This is a genomic window from uncultured Pigmentiphaga sp., from assembly GCF_937950555.1.
Lineage (GTDB): Bacteria > Pseudomonadota > Gammaproteobacteria > Burkholderiales > Burkholderiaceae_B > Pigmentiphaga.
The window spans coordinates 78,817-94,981 of sequence record NZ_CALFCW010000030.1 but is presented as its reverse complement, the minus strand read 5'-3'; the positions used below and the strand labels follow the sequence as shown (position 1 = coordinate 94,981).

Genomic DNA, 16,165 nt, shown 5'->3' with positions numbered 1-16,165 from the left:
CAAGCACTTTCCGGTCGGCGCCGTTTCGGTAGACCAAATCCGCAACCACTTTGACTTTGCTTGCCCGGCAATCCTAGCATCAAAATCCAGCGCGGGCAGGGATTCCCCCGAGCGGCGCAAGGCTACGCCGCAACGGCCCGGCTCACATCACCGGATGCAATATCTCCGGGACGATCCGGACGATGGCGGCATCGCTTCCCATCCACACCTCTCCGTCCTGAACGTTGCACTGAAGCTGCATGGAGCGCGCCGCCAAGGCCGCCAACGCGACCGTGGCTGCTGGCTCGAGACGGAAAACGCGTAAATTGTCGAACCGGGCAAGCCTATCCCCATTGTTCCGCCACCAACTGTCCGCCGTCCGGCCGTAGGCGTACAGCATCACCTCCTTCGACCGGCCGCATGCCTTGCGCAGCCATTTTTCATCGGGTAACCCTACTTCTATCCAGGCCTGGACTGCGCCAGTCAAATCCTTGCACCATAAATCGGGTTCATCGTCGATACAAAGACCGCGCCCAAACGTCAGGCCATCCTGGGCGTTCAACGCGAAAGCCAGGAGTCGCGTCATCATCCGCTCGTCGGTTTCCGACGGATGACGCGCAATGACCAGCGAATGCTCGGCATAGTAGGCCCTATCCATGTCCGCAATCTGCAGGACCGCCTTGTAAATCGTTGAACGAAGAGCCATAGGTTTCCTCATCGCCTCGCGGCAGTCTGTTTCCGTCGTAAGGCACCCGACAAATATCACTCCCGAACCGCTTTGCCAGGCGGGTGCAAAACGTCATCACGACGGTTCCGGGCTGCACGAGCCCTTAATCGAAAAAATGACACGGCTTGAACTTTCACGAGCGCGTGCGCTCTATCCTTTCAGGATGTATCCGCTTTCACCCTGGGGCTTCACAACACCGAAGCTTCGATTCTAAAATTCGCGGGTCATTGCGGGAAAATACCTCCGCGGAACCCGACAAAACCAAACTACATGGACAAAAATGGCTAAAGATACCTACCAGGCACTGCAAGCCCAAATCCGGAAACTGCAGGAGAAGGCCGAGGCCGTACGCTTGAAGCAACGCCAGCCGGTCATTGCATCCATCCTGCGCTCCATGCAAGAGTACGACATCACTCTAGAGGAGCTCAAAGCAGCGCAGGCCAAAGGCGTTCCTGGGCGCAAGCGCGGCGCAGGCGCGGGCAAGCAGGCCGCGGCGAAGCCGGCAAAACAGGTCGCGCCGAAATACCGTCATCCGGAAACCGGGGAAACCTGGACCGGGCGCGGTAAACCTCCTCGTTGGCTCGTGGCAGCGGAAGCTGCCGGCGCCACCCGCGACCAATTCCTGATCAACAAGTAATCGCAGCTCACCCATATGGAGCATGGCCTCGGGTAGGCCGCGTCGTAAAAGGTGGCTTTTGCGATCCATATCGCAAAAGCCACCTTTAGTTTCATTACGAATTGGAAAGCTACTTCTTGAAAGCGAAATAAACCGCGCCTACCAGGCAAAGCGCAGCCCATAAATGATTCAAGCGAAGGCGCTCATCCATGAAGAGCAGCGCAAACGGCACGAACACAGCAAGCGTGACGACCTCCTGTAATATTTTCATTTGCGTCACGTTCAAAAATCCGAAGCCGTATCGATTGGCGGGCACCATAATTGCATATTCGAAAAAAGCAAGCCCCCAGCTGGCAAACAAGGCCACATACCAAGGACTTGCGTGCGCATAGCGTAGGTGGCCGTACCAGGCAAAGGTCATGAAGGTATTGGACAAAATCAAAAGCCCAACGAACCCAAATATTTGGGCCGCCATACGCACCTCTTCAAAATTTCCTAAAATTTCAAAACATGGTATGCTTACATACATTCATGCATGTATATAAGCATGCCTGAACCTCTGGCATATCTATTACAGATCCGCTCATTATTCACTCTGCCGCCATCGGCCCACGGCTGATGAGGCAACCACCGGCTCGGCCTGGCCATGGTACGCAAGACGAAAGAGGAAGCGCTCGAAACCCGCACCCGCATTCTCGAAACCGCTGAACAAATCTTCAGCGAACAGGGCGTATCCCATACCTCGCTGCAAGACATCGCGGCGGCCGCCAATGTAACCCGTGGCGCGATTTATTGGCACTTCAAGAACAAGACGGATCTGCTCGACGCCATGCTCCAGCGCGTCAAGACCCCCATCGAAGAAGCCGTGGAGCGCAGTTGCGACGGAAACGCCCCCGATCCGCTGGAGCAGCTGCGCCACTGCGCGTTGACCGCCTTGCAACTCGTGTCCGAGGGTGCAAGCGCGCAGCGCGTCTGCGAGATCTTGCTATTCAAGTGCGAATATGTGGCCGAGACGGCGGATATGCGGCGGCGACACGTCGAGAGCCGCAAGACCGCGCTCGCCCGCTATGAGGAAGGGTTCCGGCGAGCCATCGAGCAAGGCCAGCTGCCGCAGGCGACCGACCCCAAGGTCGCTGCGCTGGGCCTGCATTCCCTCGTGCACGGACTCTTCATGGATTGGATGCTCGAGCCGGGCCAATTCGACATCAAGGAAGTGGGCAGCTACGCCATCGACGCCTTCTTCGACGGCCTGAAAGCTACCCAGCGCCCCTAACGACTCCTCTCGACCTCGTAGCTCACTTCCCTCACCTGGCCGTTGGTGTCGGGAAACCGATCGAATATCGCGCGCACCAGGTAAGGCATGATCTCGGGCAAGGCATCCCCTGCTCCCGTGCTCACGGCCGTGGACTCATAGACTTTCTGGCCGTTTTGCTTGGCGTCGCGGATCTCCACCTTCAGCGTGGCACGCGACGCATCGACCGTGGTGGAAGTCCAGGTAGGCGGATACGGCGGGCCCCAGGCCCAGCCGATGCCCGCGCGCCCACGGTAGCCGAAGCCGCCCCAGCCCCACGGCCCCCACGGTCCGTAAAAGGGATCGTACGCGGGGCGCTCGATGCGTACCTGCACGGGCTCCACGCCGTAAGAAAAGCCAACCTTGAAACGGGCCGTCTCTCCGGGCTTTGCCTCGACCATGCCAGTGGGGCCGATGGCGGAACGAATCATGTCGGCATACTGGCGATACTCCAGGCTATCACGCTGTACAGACGATTCGTCAAACGCCCAGGTCGCTCCCACGGCATCCGCCGGCCACTGCTGGAAAGTCGTGACCCGGGCCGGTACCGTCGTCGCGCAACCTGCGAGCAGCGCCACGGCGGCAATCCGAGCCGCGCGGGCCGCCATGGCCCATGGGCTCCGGCCGGAGGAAAAATTACATTTGAATATCGACATGGCGCTTCCGCATCCACAACAAGAATCGTAATTTAACCGCTATGGTCTTGGACCGAAGGCAAGCCAAACGGTTCTGGGCGGGCGCGCCAGCGCCCCGCCCGCTACAATCCCATCCCTGCGCCGCCACTATTTATCCACGACTATGCGAACCGATACGCCCGTCACGATCAGACGCGAGAGTTACCTTCCGTTTCCGTACGACATTCCATCGGTGCACCTGGAGTTCGACCTGGATCCCGACCTCACGCGGGTCCGCTCGAAACTCGAGGTCCGCCGCAAGGGCCAAGGCCCGCTCGTACTGAACGGTGTGGACCTCGAGCTGGTGTCGGTGACGGTGAATGGCCAGAGCTGGGGCCCGGACCGCTATCGCTTGGGCGAGGAGACGCTCACCTTGGACGGACTGGACGGGGAGGCCATCGTCGAGATCGAATCGCGCTGCAGGCCGAGCGCGAATTCCGCCCTGATGGGTCTGTACATTTCCAACGGCGTGTTCTTCACGCAGTGCGAGGCGGAGGGCTTCCGGCGCATCACGTGGTTCCCCGACCGGCCGGACGTCATGTCGCGCTACACGGTCGTCCTGCGGGCGAACAAAGCGCGCTATCCGCAACTGCTTTCCAACGGCAACCTCCTCGCCCAGGCGGATCTCCCGGATGGCCGGCACGAGGCACGCTGGGAAGACCCCTTCCCCAAGCCCTGCTATCTGTTCGCGCTCGTCGCCGGAACGCTGACCTGGCGCGAAACCCGTCTCCGCACCCGCTCCGGCCGCGAGGTACTGCTGCAGGTCTACAGCGACCCCGGCAGCGAAAGCAAGACCCAGTTCGCGCTCGAATCGCTGGAACGCGCCGTGCGCTGGGACGAAGAGCGCTTCTCGCTAGAACTCGACCTGGACCGTTTCATGATCGTGGCCGCACGCGACTTCAACATGGGCGCGATGGAGAACAAGGGGTTGAACATCTTCAACGCCGCGTACGTGCTCGCCGATCCGGAAACAACTACCGACGCCAACTACCGCGACATCGAAGCCGTGATTGGCCACGAGTATTTCCACAATTGGACCGGCAACCGCGTCACCTGCCGCGACTGGTTCCAGTTGAGCCTGAAGGAAGGCCTGACCGTATTCCGCGACCAGGAATTCACCGCGGACATGATGGCGCGGGGGCTCGACGCCGAGGCCGCCGCCAGCGCCCGCACCGTCAAGCGCATCGACGACGTCGTGACCCTGCGCGCCGCGCAATTCCCCGAAGACGCCGGCCCCATGGCCCATCCCATCCGGCCGGAAAGCTACCAGGAAATCGCCAATTTCTACACCGCGACGGTATACGAAAAAGGTGCGGAAGTCATACGCATGCAGCAGACGCTGCTGACGCCAGACGGTTTCAAGCGCGGGTTGGCGGAATATTTTCGGCGCCACGACGGCCAAGCGGTCACGTGCGACGACTTCGTCGACGCCATGGAGTCCGTCTACGTACAGGACCACCCCGGACGCGACCTGTCCGTTTTCCGGCGATGGTACAGCCAGGCGGGCACGCCGCGGGTGAAGGTCACGCTCGAACACGACGCAGCCAACCGGCTCTGCACCATCACGCTGGAACAGCGCTGCGAACCCGTGGGCGTGGAGCGCCTGCCTGGGGCGCCGGCCAAGCAACCTTTCCACATTCCTTTTGCCATCGGCCTGCTCGACGCCGAGGGCCGGGCCCTGCCGCTCAGGCAACCCGGGGATGCGGCGGCGCGCGATACCGCCCTGCTCGAGTTGACCACCGAGCGCGCACAGTGGGTCTTCGAAGGCATCGACGCCAAGCCCGTGCCTTCCCTGCTGCGCGACTTCTCGGCTCCGGTCATCGTCGAATACGACTATGCCGACGATGAGCTTGCGCTGCTGATGAAGCATGACGGCAACGCCTCCGCCCGCTGGGAAGCAGGCCAGCAACTGGCCACGCGCGTCATACTGGCGGCAACGCATGCCAAGCGGGAAGGCAGGTCCTATGTGCTGCCGCAGGCCTTCGTCGAGGCCTGGCGCGCCGTGCTCACCGCGCCGGGGCTCGATGCGGCCTACCGCGCCCGCGCCCTGACCCTTCCCTCGGAAAAAACCCTGGCCGAGCAAATGGACAAGGTCGACCCCGTCGCCCTGTCAGCCGCACGCGACGACACGCTGGCGGCGCTGGGCCGGGAGCTCGCGGTCGACTGGCGCGCCGCCGTGGACGCCAACCAGACACCCGGCCCTTACTCGCCCGATCCGATCAGCGCCGGCAAGCGCGCGCTGAAAAACCTGGCGCTCACCTTCCTCATGGCCGGGAAAGTGGAAGGCGCGGCGCAGATGGCCGAACGCCAATACGGGGCGGCGAGCAACATGACCGATCGCCTGGCCGCGCTGTCGGCCCTCGTCAACTTCGGCGCCCCGGGCTCGGCGGCCGACGCGCTGACAGATTTCTACGAGCGCTGGCAGAACGACCCACTGGTGGTGGACAAATGGTTCGCGCTGCAAGCGACGGCCCGCGGCACCACGGTCGAGACCGTGGAAGGCCTCATGGTCCATCCCGCCTTCTCGCTGCGCAACCCGAACCGCGCGCGCTCGCTGATTTTCCAGTTCTGCTTGAACAACCCTTACGGGTTCCACCGTGCCGACGGCTCAGGCTATCGCTATTGGGCCAAGCAGGTTCTCGCCCTGGACGCCCTCAACCCTGAAATTGCCGCCCGGCTCGCGCGCGCGCTAGACCGGTGGGTCCGGTACGTGCCCGAACTCAGCGAGCCCATGCGACAGGCCCTGGAGCAGGTGCGCAACCACTCCGGCCTGTCGCGCAATGTGACCGAAATCGTTTCTAAAGCCTTGGAGATCGCCGCATGAAGCGCAAAACGCTCACCCAATTCCTGATCGAGCAGCAACGCGGCCCGGCCGCCCTGCCTGCCGAAGTCCGCTTGCTCATCGAGACCATCGCCCGCGCCTGCAAAGCCATCGGCCACGCAGTCGGCAAAGGCGCGCTCGGAGGCGTGCTCGGCAGCCTGGAGAGCGAAAACGTCCAGGGCGAAGTGCAGAAAAAGCTCGACGTCCTCTCTAACGAGATCCTGCTCGAGGCCAACGAATGGGGAGGCCAGCTGGCCGCCATGGCCTCCGAAGAAATGGAGACTGTCCACCTCATTCCCACCCACTACCCGAAGGGTGAATACCTGCTGCTGTTCGATCCGCTGGACGGCTCCAGCAACATCGACGTGAACGTCTCCATCGGCACGATTTTTTCAGTGCTGCGGGCGCCCGAATCTGCGAAAGGCCGCGAGATAACCGAGCAAGACTTCCTACAGCCCGGCACCCGCCAAGTGGTGGCCGGCTACGCGGTGTATGGCCCGCAGACCATGCTCGTCCTGACCGTCGGCACCGGAGTCTTCGGCTTCACGCTCGACCGCGAAGTCGGGTCCTGGATGCTGACGCACGAGAACATCCGCATCCCGGCCGACACCAAGGAATTCGCCATCAACATGTCAAACATGCGGCACTGGGCCCCGCCGGTGCGCCGCTATGTCGAGGAATGCCTGGCGGGCAAGACCGGGCCGCGCGGCAAAGACTTCAACATGCGGTGGATCGCATCCATGGTGGCCGACGTTCACCGGATCCTGAATCGCGGGGGCATCTTCATGTATCCGTGGGACGCGCGCGAACCCACCAAGCCGGGCAAGTTGCGGCTCATGTACGAGGCCAATCCCATGAGCATGATCGTCGAACAAGCCGGAGGCGCATCGACTAACGGCTTGCAGCGCATCCTGGACATCCAGCCCTCGGCGCTGCATGAGCGGGTCAGCGTCATCCTGGGATCGAAGAACGAAGTGGAACTGGTGTCGCGCTACCACCAGGAGGCGGGCAGCCAGGCGTAAGGCCTTCGCCGGCACCCCTGCCCTCCTCGAGGGATGGCAGGGGCGCGGCACGACTTAGAACATATCGAAGTACTCGCGCTGCTCCCACTCGCTGACTTCGAGGTTGAAGCGGGCGATCTCCGCTTCCTTGATGTGGCAGAAGTAGTCGACGAAGCCCGGTCCCAAACCCTCTGTGAGGCAGGCGTCTTCGCGCAGGCAGCGCAGCGCCTCGCCCAAGGTGGTTGGCAGACCGGCGGCCTTGGTTTCATAGGGCGCGTCGGCGGAGGGGCCCGGATCGATGCGCTTGGCCATCCCGTCCATCCCGGACAGCACCTGCGAAGCGAAGTACAGGTAGGGATTGGCGGCCGGCTCGCCCACGCGGTTCTCGATCCGAGTCGCCTCGTCGCCGACGCCGCCCAACACCCGCAGCATCACGCCCCGGTTGTCGCGCCCCCAAATGGCGCGGTCCGGCGCGAGCGAATAAGGCCGATAGCGCTTGTACCCATTGAGGGTGGGCGTAGACAGCGCCGTGGCACCGCAGGCGTGGGCGAGCAGCCCGCCCAGATAGTGCAGGCCGGTTTCCGACAAATGCTTGCCTTCCTCCAGGGGAACGAAGGCGTTGCTGCCGTCGGATAGGCGGCGCAGCGACTGATGCAGATGCCAGCCGCTCGACACGACGTTCGGGATGCGCGGCCGGCACATGAACGTCGCGTGAAAACCGTAGCGGCGGCACACTTGCTTGACCGCGCTGCGGAACAGGATCATGTCGTCCGCGGTCTTGTCTGCACTGCCCGGCCCAAAGGTGAACTCGAACTGGCTGGGGCCGAACTCCACCTCGAGCGAACGTAGCGGCAGCTCGAGCTTCTGCGCCGTCGAGCGCACCAGCTCCATGACCGTATCCACCGAGTCGTAGCGCAGCTCGGTCAAGTACTGATACCCTTGGGACATCAGCTCGACGTCCGGCGGCACGCCAGGTTGCCCAGGCTGCCCCGCGTCTTCCGGGCGCATGTGGTGCTGCACCGTCTTGAACACGTGGCATTCGACTTCCAATCCGGTGACAAGCTCGAACCCCGCGTCATGAAGCTTGGCCAGCGTCTTGCGGAAGAGGTTCCGGGTATCGAAAGGAACAGGCATGCCGCTGTGGAAATACGTGTCGCACAACAGCCAGCCCGTGTTCGGCGCCCAGGGCAGCACTTTGAAGGTGAGCGGATCGGCCACCATCAGCACGTCCGCTGCCCCCTGCATCTCCGGACGATTGAACCCGCCGCCGGAGGTGAACACGGGAAAGACCGTGCGGTGCGAGGTGTCCTTGGCGAACATCGTGGTTGTGATGGTGACCCCGTTCTTGAGCGCACGCACCGCTTCCTTGGCCACCAGGGTCTTGCCGCGCAATATCCCGTGCTGGTCAGGAAACGAAAACCTGACGACGTCGATGGTGCCGCGTTCGAGGGCGGCCACGACATCGCGCGCGGCATGCTGTTGAGCCTCGGACCATAGACCGAACCGATCCACGAAAGACATAAAAAACTCCGAAAAGGAGAGCCCGCCCCTTTCATGTTGCATTTGCGCCGGGCGGGCATCCAACCGTCGGGGAATCGGGGGACTACGCCCCCGGCCGTCTATCTACGCCGCCCACTGCGAACTCTTGCGGCGCTTTTCGTCCGCGATCTTCCAGTAATCGCTCCAAGAGTCCTCTGGCCCGATGCCGTCGATGGACGGCGGCCCGGTGAAAGTGCGCGCCTGCTCGTCATCGATCATCATCAAGGCCTTCTGGCCGTTGGCGGCCTGGTCGATGGCCTCGAGCAACAAGCGCCGATAGGCGGCGATGCCTTTGTCAGTGGACCCGAGGTGCTCGCGCGTGCGGTCCTGGATCTTGCCTTGGGACTCCACGGCCCATTGGTCGTGCACGTTGATGTCTTGCCCCATGCCGGTATAGGTTTGCGTGGCCTGCTCCTTTGGATTGAAGCCGTAATTGTTGAAGCGGCCTACGCGGGGCATGTAATCGGGGAGTTCATAGAGCTGCAGCCGCTGGTCGCGCATCTGCTTCTTGTCGACCGGCTTGCCGAAGCTGGTGAAGATCGCATACCAATAACAGCTCGTATCGTCCACGGGCACGTGCCACTGCGCGATCGTCATTTCCGTGCTCATCGGAATGATGAAGGCCTGCGGGAACACCAGGTTGGTGACGCGCACGTGCGTGCGTCCGCTGTCCAGCTTGCGCAGCGTAGTCAGGCGCAAGCCGTAATCGACGTGATCGACCTTGATTTCCGGACGGTCGTACTCGCGCAAGACCTTGGTGATGGGTACGTCGGAGTCGGCCGAGGTGCTGCGGAATTGCTTGCCGTAACTGGCCTCGGCGTCGTCATCCTGGAAGAACCGGTGCAAATACGAAGCATGCGCCGGATCGATGCCCACTTCCAAGGCCTGCAGCCAATTGCAATCGAGATACCCCTTGAATGCAAAGGTGTATTCATCGGGCGCAACGAAGCAGTCGAAATGGGGGAAGGCCGGCGGCTGCCCTTCACCGATGAACGCAAAAAGAATGCCCCCTTTCTCCACGACGGGATAGGCCTTCTGCTTGATGCGCTGGTGTAGCTTGCTGCCTTCAGGTTCCGCGGGGGTCTCGAGGCAGTTGCCGTAGACATCGAACAACCAGCCATGGAACAGGCAGCGCACGCCGCCGTCTTCGAGGCGCCCGTACGCCAGGTCGGCGTTGCGGTGGGGACAGTCGCGGTCGAGTAGGCCATAGCGCCCTTGCTCATCCCGGAACAATATGAAATCCTGGCCCATCAGTTTGACCGCACGGATGGGGCGTTCGCCCTCGAGCTCCTCGAGCAGCGCCACCGGCTGCCAATACTGGCGCAGCAGCTTCCCCGCCGGGGTTCCCGGGCCGACCCGGGTGATGCGTTCATTCTGTTCAGGGGACATCGAACACTCCTTTCATGGAATTCGGCGCCGACCATTCGAAAATAAGTGAACCCGGCCCCGAGCACAATCTGTATGCAGAATACTATTCCATGGATCCAGATAAGTAAAACAAGCTTTCTACCTTCCTCCGATGCCTAGCCACGAGCCTCCAAGGAAAACAAAAAAAATCGTTTCCACTCAATATGTTATCCAACAATCCCGGGAAGCCCTTCCGCGCGTGCGGCGTTCATGGCCTGGCATGCGCGCGGTCTTGGATAGCCCATCCTGGATCCAGTTCATCATTTCGATACAATACGGCCACCTTGCATCGAAAGCGGTCATGCCGTCGGGCGGCCCAAGGAGAACAACGTTGGAATCGCAACAAACGCGAGTATTGGTGCAATTGCGGGACCTCATCCTGAAAGGCGAGTTCGCCCCCGGCGAGCGGCTGGCCGAGGTACCACTTGCCGCCAAGCTGGGCGTCTCCCGCACGCCGATCCGGCTCGCACTGGCGGCATTGGAACAAGAAGGGCTGATCGAACCCTCTCCCACCAACGGCTATATGATGCGGCGCTTCACGCCACGCGAGATCCACGACGCGATAGCGGTACGCGGTCACCTGGAGGGCATGGCGGCGCGCCTCGTGGCGGAACATGGCGTGTCGCGGCAATTGTCGCTGGACCTGCGCGCCTGCCTCCGGGACGGAGACCGGGCCGTCAACAAGGCGGAAATGACCTACGATGATTACGCCCTGTACGGCGAGATGAACGACAGGTTCCACAGGCTCATCATCGAAGCAGCAGGCAACTTCGCGCTCACGCGCGCCATCGAGATGAATAACCGCCTCCCGTTTGCCTCGCCCAGCGCGATGTTGCCGATGCAGAACGCGGGCGAAGAGCGGCAGAAATGGATGCTCTACGCCCATCTGCAACACCACCGGCTCGTGCAGGCGATGGAAAAGGGCGAGGCGGCGCGCGCCCAAGCGTTGGCCGAGGAACACGTGGACGTTGCGCAGATGAACCTCGAGTATGCCCTCGAACGCCCCGAGACGGCCGCCGAGATCATGCCTGCCATGAAGATCGTCCTGGGCAAGAACTGACTCAATCGTCCAGCACCGCAATTGCTTCGATCTCGACCCGCACGGGCGGAACGAGGGCGCTCACCACCGTCGCGCGCGCCGGTGGCAAATGCGGAAAACGTTCTCCGTAGGCTCGGTTGAAGCCTTCGTAATCTTCCGCGTACACGAGCCATACGGTGGTCTTGACCACCCGATCGAGGCCGCAGCCGCAGTCTGCAAGGATCGCCTCGATCATGTCTATGGCGGCGTGCGTCTGCCCTTCGATGTCCGGTGCCAGCGGCCCCGAAGGCCCCATGGGCACCTGCCCCGACACGAAGACCAATCGACCGCTGGCGATGACGGCAGGCGTGATGGGCTGCACTATGCCCCGCCGCACGACCTGCCCCCCTTTATGCTCGATGGCGGGAAAGCGTCCGCTCATTCGACCTGCACTCCCGCTTTCTTGACGATGTCGCCCCACTTCTTGACCTCGGCGGCAACGAATCGACCGAACTCATCTGGCGACGTCGGGGCGACGATAAAGCCCTGCGACGCGAAAAACTCTTTCATGTCCTGGCGCTGCAAGACCTGGACGACGGCTGCGTTGAGCTTGTTGACGATGGCGGCAGGCGTGCCCGCCGGCGCAAACAGCCCCTGCCACGACAACGCCTCGAAATTCGGCACGCCGCTCTCCGCAATCGTCGGCACCTCGGGGAACATCGGATGGCGGGTCGAAGAGGTCACGGCGATAGGCTGCAGCTTGCCCGACTTGATGAACTGCTGGACCACCAGCAGATCCGCGAAAGCCGACTGCAACTGTCCGCCCAGCAAATCGTTCAGCACGCCGGCGCTGCCCTTGTACGGCACGTGCAGCAGGCTGACGCCGGTTGCCTGGGCGAACATCTCACCCGTCAGGTGCATGGACGTGCCGTTGCCGGGCGAGCCGTAGCTCACCTTGCCGGGATTCGCCTTCGCATAGTCCACGAACTCCGCAACGGTCTTGGCGGGGATCTCGGGTGTGCGCACCAGGATGAGCGGAGAGTTGACCACCATCGAAATCGGCGCGAAATCCTTGACCGGGTCGTAGGGCGGCTTGGAATACAAACTGTAGCTGACGCCGTGCGAGCCGGTGACGCCCATCCCCAAGGTATAGCCGTCGGGGGCGGCCTTGGCCACGTAGGCCGAGCCCACCGTCCCCCCTGCGCCCGGCCGGTTCTCGACGATGACGGGCTGGCCGAGAGCCTGGGCCAACTTTTCGGCTAACTGGCGCGCGAGCAGGTCAGTGCTTCCTCCGGGCGGGAACGGTACGACTATCCGGACCATCTTGTTCGGATAGTCCTGTGCGTGGGCCGTTGCTGCAAACGCCGCGGCCAACAAGGCGCCGATCATGCATCCATACCACTTTTTCATACGACCTCCCCAGTTGTCGTCGCTGTGACATCGAGCGGGGCGCCGTGCCCATCGGCAGGGCTACCCCATCCGCCTGCTCCGGCGGTCTCGATGATCAAGCGCTCGCCGGCTTTCCATTGAAAACGTGACTTGGACGGCAACACCTGGCGCGTTCCGTCGGCGCGCACCAAGACGGCCGATGACGATGCGCCGGGCATTCCCCCCGCCGCGCCAGGAGGCCGTGATTCGTGGCGCTCACTGCGATACGACACCACAGCCTCTCCGTCCAACAAAAGATATTGGCGAACGACGCCATCGCCGCCACGGTGCATGCCCGCACCGCCCGAACCGCGGCGCCGCCTATAGCTCTCGACGCGAATCGGGGCCTGCGCCTCGAGCATTTCCACGGGCAGGTTCTTGCCATTGCCGACGTCGGTCGATATGCCCGAAGCACCCTCTCCCCATGGCGAACCACCAGCGCCCCCGGCGATGATTTCCGTGAAGAAATAGCGCGTGCCGCAGCTGCGCGTGCCGCCTACTGACATGACGAGGGCCACACCGGAATTGGGCGCAGCCGAATGTTGCGGATCGACGCCCGCCCACGCGGCCAACATCGCATTGCAGGCAAGCTTGACCGTGGCGGTGCGCGCGTTCACTGGCGCCGGATACCGCGGATTCACGACCGAGCCCTCGGGGAAGATCCATCGCGCCGGCCGCAGGCAGCCATGATTGTTGGGCGCGTCCGGGGCCAAGGTACGCATGAAAAAAAACACCGCGGACAACATGGCCGCATAGGTGGCATTCACGGGCGCCGCGACTTGAGGCGAAGAGCCGGTGAAATCGATCTCGATGCCCTCGCCGCGTTTTTCCAGTCGCACTTGGAGGCGCACTGGCGCCGCGCCGCAACCATCCAATTCATCCGCATGCCGGTAGACGCCGTCGGGCAACGCAGCCAGGGCAGCGCGCGTGATGCGTTCGGCCTGTACGATCAAGGCTTCGCACCCCGCCGTGAATGCCTGCACGCCATAGGCTTCGATGAGCTCGGCCACTTCGCGCTCGCCCAGCGACACGCACGCCCATTGCGCATCTAGATCGCCGCGAAGGTTATCAGGCGTGCGGCTGTTGGCAAGAAGCAAGCGCGCCACGTCTTCGCGGACCTTGCCAGCCTCCCTCCATTGGATGGGTGGTATGCGCAGCCCCTCCTGGAATATCTCGGTCGCGTCGGGAGGGATCGAGCCGGGGGTACTGCCGCCGACGTCCTGGTGATGCAGGATGGCGGCCGCCAGGGCGACGACGCGACCCTCGCACACGATGGGCCGCACCAGGGCCAAGTCCGGCAAATGCGTTCCGCCCGACCAGGGATCGTTGAGCAGATAGGCATCGCCTGCCCGCATGGCTTGCACGGGGAAATGCTTGAGCACGCCCTCGACCGCGGGCAGCAGGCTGCCCAGTAGCAAGGGCAGCGAACGGGCCTGGGCGATGACCCGGCCGTCGGCCAGGAATAACGCGGCCGCGCAGTCCATGCCTTCCCGGGCGATCGAGGAAGTGGCAGACCGGACCAGTGCGTCCTGCATGCGATCGGCCACGCCATCCAGCTGCATGCGGAGCACTTCGAGCGCCGCGGGATCGGCCGCCAATGGCTCCATGGTGGCACACCGTTTCATGCACGCTCCATAATCAAGACCCGGGACGAATCCACGCGCCAGCGCCAACCGGGCGGCACCCACGCGGTCGAGTCTCCCGACATGATGATGGCGGGCCCGCTCTCTTCCTGGCCCACGGCGAGCTCGGCGCGCTGGTGGACGAGACAGGATGCAACCTGGGGCAGCCTCAGCGTGCGCTCGCGCTCGAGCTGACCGCCCGTGGCCACCGGACGCGCCTCCCCGGCAGCGGACGACGGCGCCCTGCGCGCGACCAGCCTCATCCCGCGCACCCTGTGCGGAGCGGAGAAAGCCTGGCCGCGTATCCGGGCATGTTCGTCGTCGAACCTACGCGCTATGTCCGCTGCCGAGTCATGGGCCAGCTCGAAAGGCACTTCGAGCGCGAACTCCTGCCCGGCGTAACCGACGTCCAGGAAAAACGCGTGGGACAGCTCACCGTAGCTTACGACGTCTGGCGCCCGAAGCACCTCGGCCAAACGCCGTGCCACGCTGCCCAGTTGCTGCCAAGCGTCGTCCGCCAACGGCAGGTCCAACGCTTGCTCGACCACGTCAGTCCAGTCGCTGCGCAGCAGGCCATAGGCCGCCGCCACCCCGGGCAGTGCCGGCACGGCGACCCGCGCAATACCCGCCATCCGTGCCACTTCGGCGGCGTGCATCGCCCCGCCGCCGCCCGCGGCAACCAACGTCAGCTTTCGCGGATCGCTGCCCACTGCAAACGCTGCGCGCTTGACCGCCTCCGCCAGCGCGCCATTGGCCACGTGCACGGCGGCATGCGCCGCCGCCTCCACCGACAAGCCCAGCGGCCGCGCGAGCGAGGCTTCAATCGCGGCCGCCGCAGCCTCGCGATCCAACGCCAGTCCGCCAGCCAGCCGCTCCGGCAGCAAACCCAGCACGAGGAGACAGTCCGTCACCGTCACGCGCACCCCGCCGCGGCCATAAGCCACCGGGCCGGGACGGGCACCGGCCGACTCTGGGCCCACGCGTATCCCACCTCCCGCGTGGACCGAAACGTAGCTGCCGCCGCCCACGGCGACCGACAACACGTCGACCGAGCGCATGCGCAGGCTCATGTCACCAACGCCCAGCTCGAGCGTATAGCGCGTCCGCCCGCCTTGGATCAGGCTAAGGTCGGACGTCGTCCCCCCAATGTCGAGGCTGAGCGCATCGCCAGCGAGGGACGTTTCGTCCAGCATGCCCGCCACGCCTTGGACGGCCGCCGCCGGACCGGACATGGCCAGGGTCAAGGGCTTGCGCAGACAGGCATCGAGCGTAGCCACGCCGCCCTGAGAACGCATGACCAGGGCCGGGACGTAGCCGCGCTGGCGCAGCCCATCCTGGAATCGACGCAAATAATCGGTCACGCCGATTTTCACGTAAGCATCCATGGCGGCGGTCAGCCAGCGCTCGAACTCGCGCGGGCGGGGATCGACCTCGGAGGAAAGCGATATGGCGATCTCGGGCGCCGTGTCTTCGCACCACGCGCGCACCTGCCGCTCGTGCGCCGGGTTGCAGTGCGAGAACAGCAGGCACACGGCCGCGCTGCGCACCCCGGCCTCGCGCATCGCCTGCGCGGCGCCCCGCACCTCGGCCTCATTCAACGGCTCGCACTCCTGCCCGGCCGCATCGATGCGCCCGCCTATCTCGAAGCGCAGGGCATCGGGCACGAGCGAGACCGGCGCCTGGCACGGCACCCAGGGTGCATATAAGTCCCGGCGGTTCTGCCTGCCGAGCGTCAGCACGTCGGCGAAACCTCGATTGACGATGACCGCCACCGGAGGCTCGCTGCGTTCGAGCAGGATATTGGTGGCGATGGTCGTGCCGTGCAGAATCCGTCCGACTTCCGACGGCTGGAAACCCAGTGTGCCGGACACTTCGTCGAGCGCCTGTAGCACGGCCTGCGCCGGCTCCCCAGCGCGACGCGAATGCTTGGAAGCATGCACTGCGCCATCGGGAGCAACGGCGACGACGTCCACGAAAGTTCCGCCGACGTCTATCCCGACTTCCCACCGGCGCGTATCGCGGTCGTATGCCATGGGCCCGCC

General features: G+C 63.7%; 14 protein-coding genes. 5 read left to right on the top strand and 9 right to left on the bottom strand.

Going from position 1 to position 16,165, the window contains the following annotated elements:
* Positions 1 to 142 precede the first annotated feature (142 nt).
* Positions 143 to 685: a YaeQ family protein gene (locus Q0319_RS07080; protein ID WP_296470702.1), complete on the bottom strand. Its 543-nt coding sequence runs from the start codon at positions 683 to 685 to the stop codon at positions 143 to 145.
* Between the two features lie 301 nt (positions 686 to 986).
* On the opposite strand from Q0319_RS07080, the gene Q0319_RS07075 reads away from it, so the two are divergent.
* Positions 987 to 1,343, top strand: a complete 357-nt coding sequence (locus Q0319_RS07075; RefSeq protein ID WP_296470699.1) for an H-NS histone family protein — start codon at positions 987 to 989, stop codon at positions 1,341 to 1,343.
* A 109-nt stretch (positions 1,344 to 1,452) separates the two neighbouring features.
* Here Q0319_RS07075 and Q0319_RS07070 read toward each other — a convergent pair whose 3' ends face one another.
* Positions 1,453 to 1,797, bottom strand: coding sequence for a DMT family protein (locus Q0319_RS07070; protein WP_299451549.1), 345 nt, complete (start codon positions 1,795 to 1,797; stop codon positions 1,453 to 1,455).
* A gap of 171 nt (positions 1,798 to 1,968) precedes the next feature.
* On the opposite strand from Q0319_RS07070, the gene Q0319_RS07065 reads away from it, so the two are divergent.
* A complete protein-coding gene (locus Q0319_RS07065; protein WP_299451547.1) occupies positions 1,969 to 2,595 on the top strand; it encodes a TetR family transcriptional regulator in 627 nt (208 codons plus the stop codon).
* Here Q0319_RS07065 and Q0319_RS07060 read toward each other — a convergent pair.
* Positions 2,592 to 3,269: a DUF4136 domain-containing protein gene (locus tag Q0319_RS07060; protein ID WP_299451545.1), complete on the bottom strand. Its 678-nt coding sequence runs from the start codon at positions 3,267 to 3,269 to the stop codon at positions 2,592 to 2,594. The two genes, Q0319_RS07065 and Q0319_RS07060, sit on opposite strands and share 4 nt — an antisense overlap.
* Before the next feature lie 142 nt (positions 3,270 to 3,411).
* On the opposite strand from Q0319_RS07060, the gene pepN reads away from it, so the two are divergent.
* Positions 3,412 to 6,111: an aminopeptidase N gene (pepN, locus tag Q0319_RS07055; protein ID WP_299451543.1), complete on the top strand. Its 2,700-nt coding sequence runs from the start codon at positions 3,412 to 3,414 to the stop codon at positions 6,109 to 6,111.
* Positions 6,108 to 7,130: a class 1 fructose-bisphosphatase gene (locus Q0319_RS07050; protein WP_296463405.1), complete on the top strand. Its 1,023-nt coding sequence runs from the start codon at positions 6,108 to 6,110 to the stop codon at positions 7,128 to 7,130. Before pepN ends, Q0319_RS07050 begins: the two co-directional genes overlap by 4 nt.
* A 54-nt stretch (positions 7,131 to 7,184) precedes the next feature.
* Here Q0319_RS07050 and Q0319_RS07045 read toward each other — a convergent pair whose 3' ends face one another.
* Both Q0319_RS07045 and Q0319_RS07040 read right to left on the bottom strand, forming a co-directional pair.
* On the bottom strand, positions 7,185 to 8,630 hold the full coding sequence (locus Q0319_RS07045; protein WP_296463408.1) for a glutamine synthetase family protein: 1,446 nt from the start codon (positions 8,628 to 8,630) through the stop codon (positions 7,185 to 7,187).
* A 102-nt stretch (positions 8,631 to 8,732) separates the two neighbouring features.
* Positions 8,733 to 10,037: an aromatic ring-hydroxylating dioxygenase subunit alpha gene (locus Q0319_RS07040; RefSeq protein ID WP_296463410.1), complete on the bottom strand. Its 1,305-nt coding sequence runs from the start codon at positions 10,035 to 10,037 to the stop codon at positions 8,733 to 8,735.
* A gap of 349 nt (positions 10,038 to 10,386) precedes the next feature.
* Between Q0319_RS07040 and Q0319_RS07035 the strand changes: the two genes are divergently transcribed.
* On the top strand, positions 10,387 to 11,115 hold the full coding sequence (locus Q0319_RS07035) for a GntR family transcriptional regulator (RefSeq protein ID WP_296463412.1): 729 nt from the start codon (positions 10,387 to 10,389) through the stop codon (positions 11,113 to 11,115).
* 1 nt (position 11,116) lies between these two features.
* Here the strand turns inward: Q0319_RS07035 and Q0319_RS07030 are convergent, their stop codons facing one another.
* From Q0319_RS07030 to Q0319_RS07015, 4 genes are read right to left on the bottom strand one after another with little or no spacing between them, the layout of a single operon-like run.
* A complete protein-coding gene (locus Q0319_RS07030; protein WP_296463415.1) occupies positions 11,117 to 11,515 on the bottom strand; it encodes a RidA family protein in 399 nt (132 codons plus the stop codon).
* Positions 11,512 to 12,483 (bottom strand): tripartite tricarboxylate transporter substrate binding protein, encoded by a 972-nt coding sequence (locus Q0319_RS07025; RefSeq protein ID WP_296463417.1) that lies wholly within the window; start codon positions 12,481 to 12,483, stop codon positions 11,512 to 11,514. The genes Q0319_RS07030 and Q0319_RS07025 overlap by 4 nt, the downstream gene beginning before the upstream one ends.
* A complete protein-coding gene (locus Q0319_RS07020; RefSeq protein ID WP_296463420.1) occupies positions 12,480 to 14,126 on the bottom strand; it encodes a hydantoinase B/oxoprolinase family protein in 1,647 nt (548 codons plus the stop codon). Before Q0319_RS07020 ends, Q0319_RS07025 begins: the two co-directional genes overlap by 4 nt.
* Positions 14,123 to 16,156, bottom strand: coding sequence for a hydantoinase/oxoprolinase family protein (locus tag Q0319_RS07015; protein WP_299451539.1), 2,034 nt, complete (start codon positions 16,154 to 16,156; stop codon positions 14,123 to 14,125). The genes Q0319_RS07020 and Q0319_RS07015 overlap by 4 nt, the downstream gene beginning before the upstream one ends.
* Positions 16,157 to 16,165: the final 9 nt, after the last annotated feature.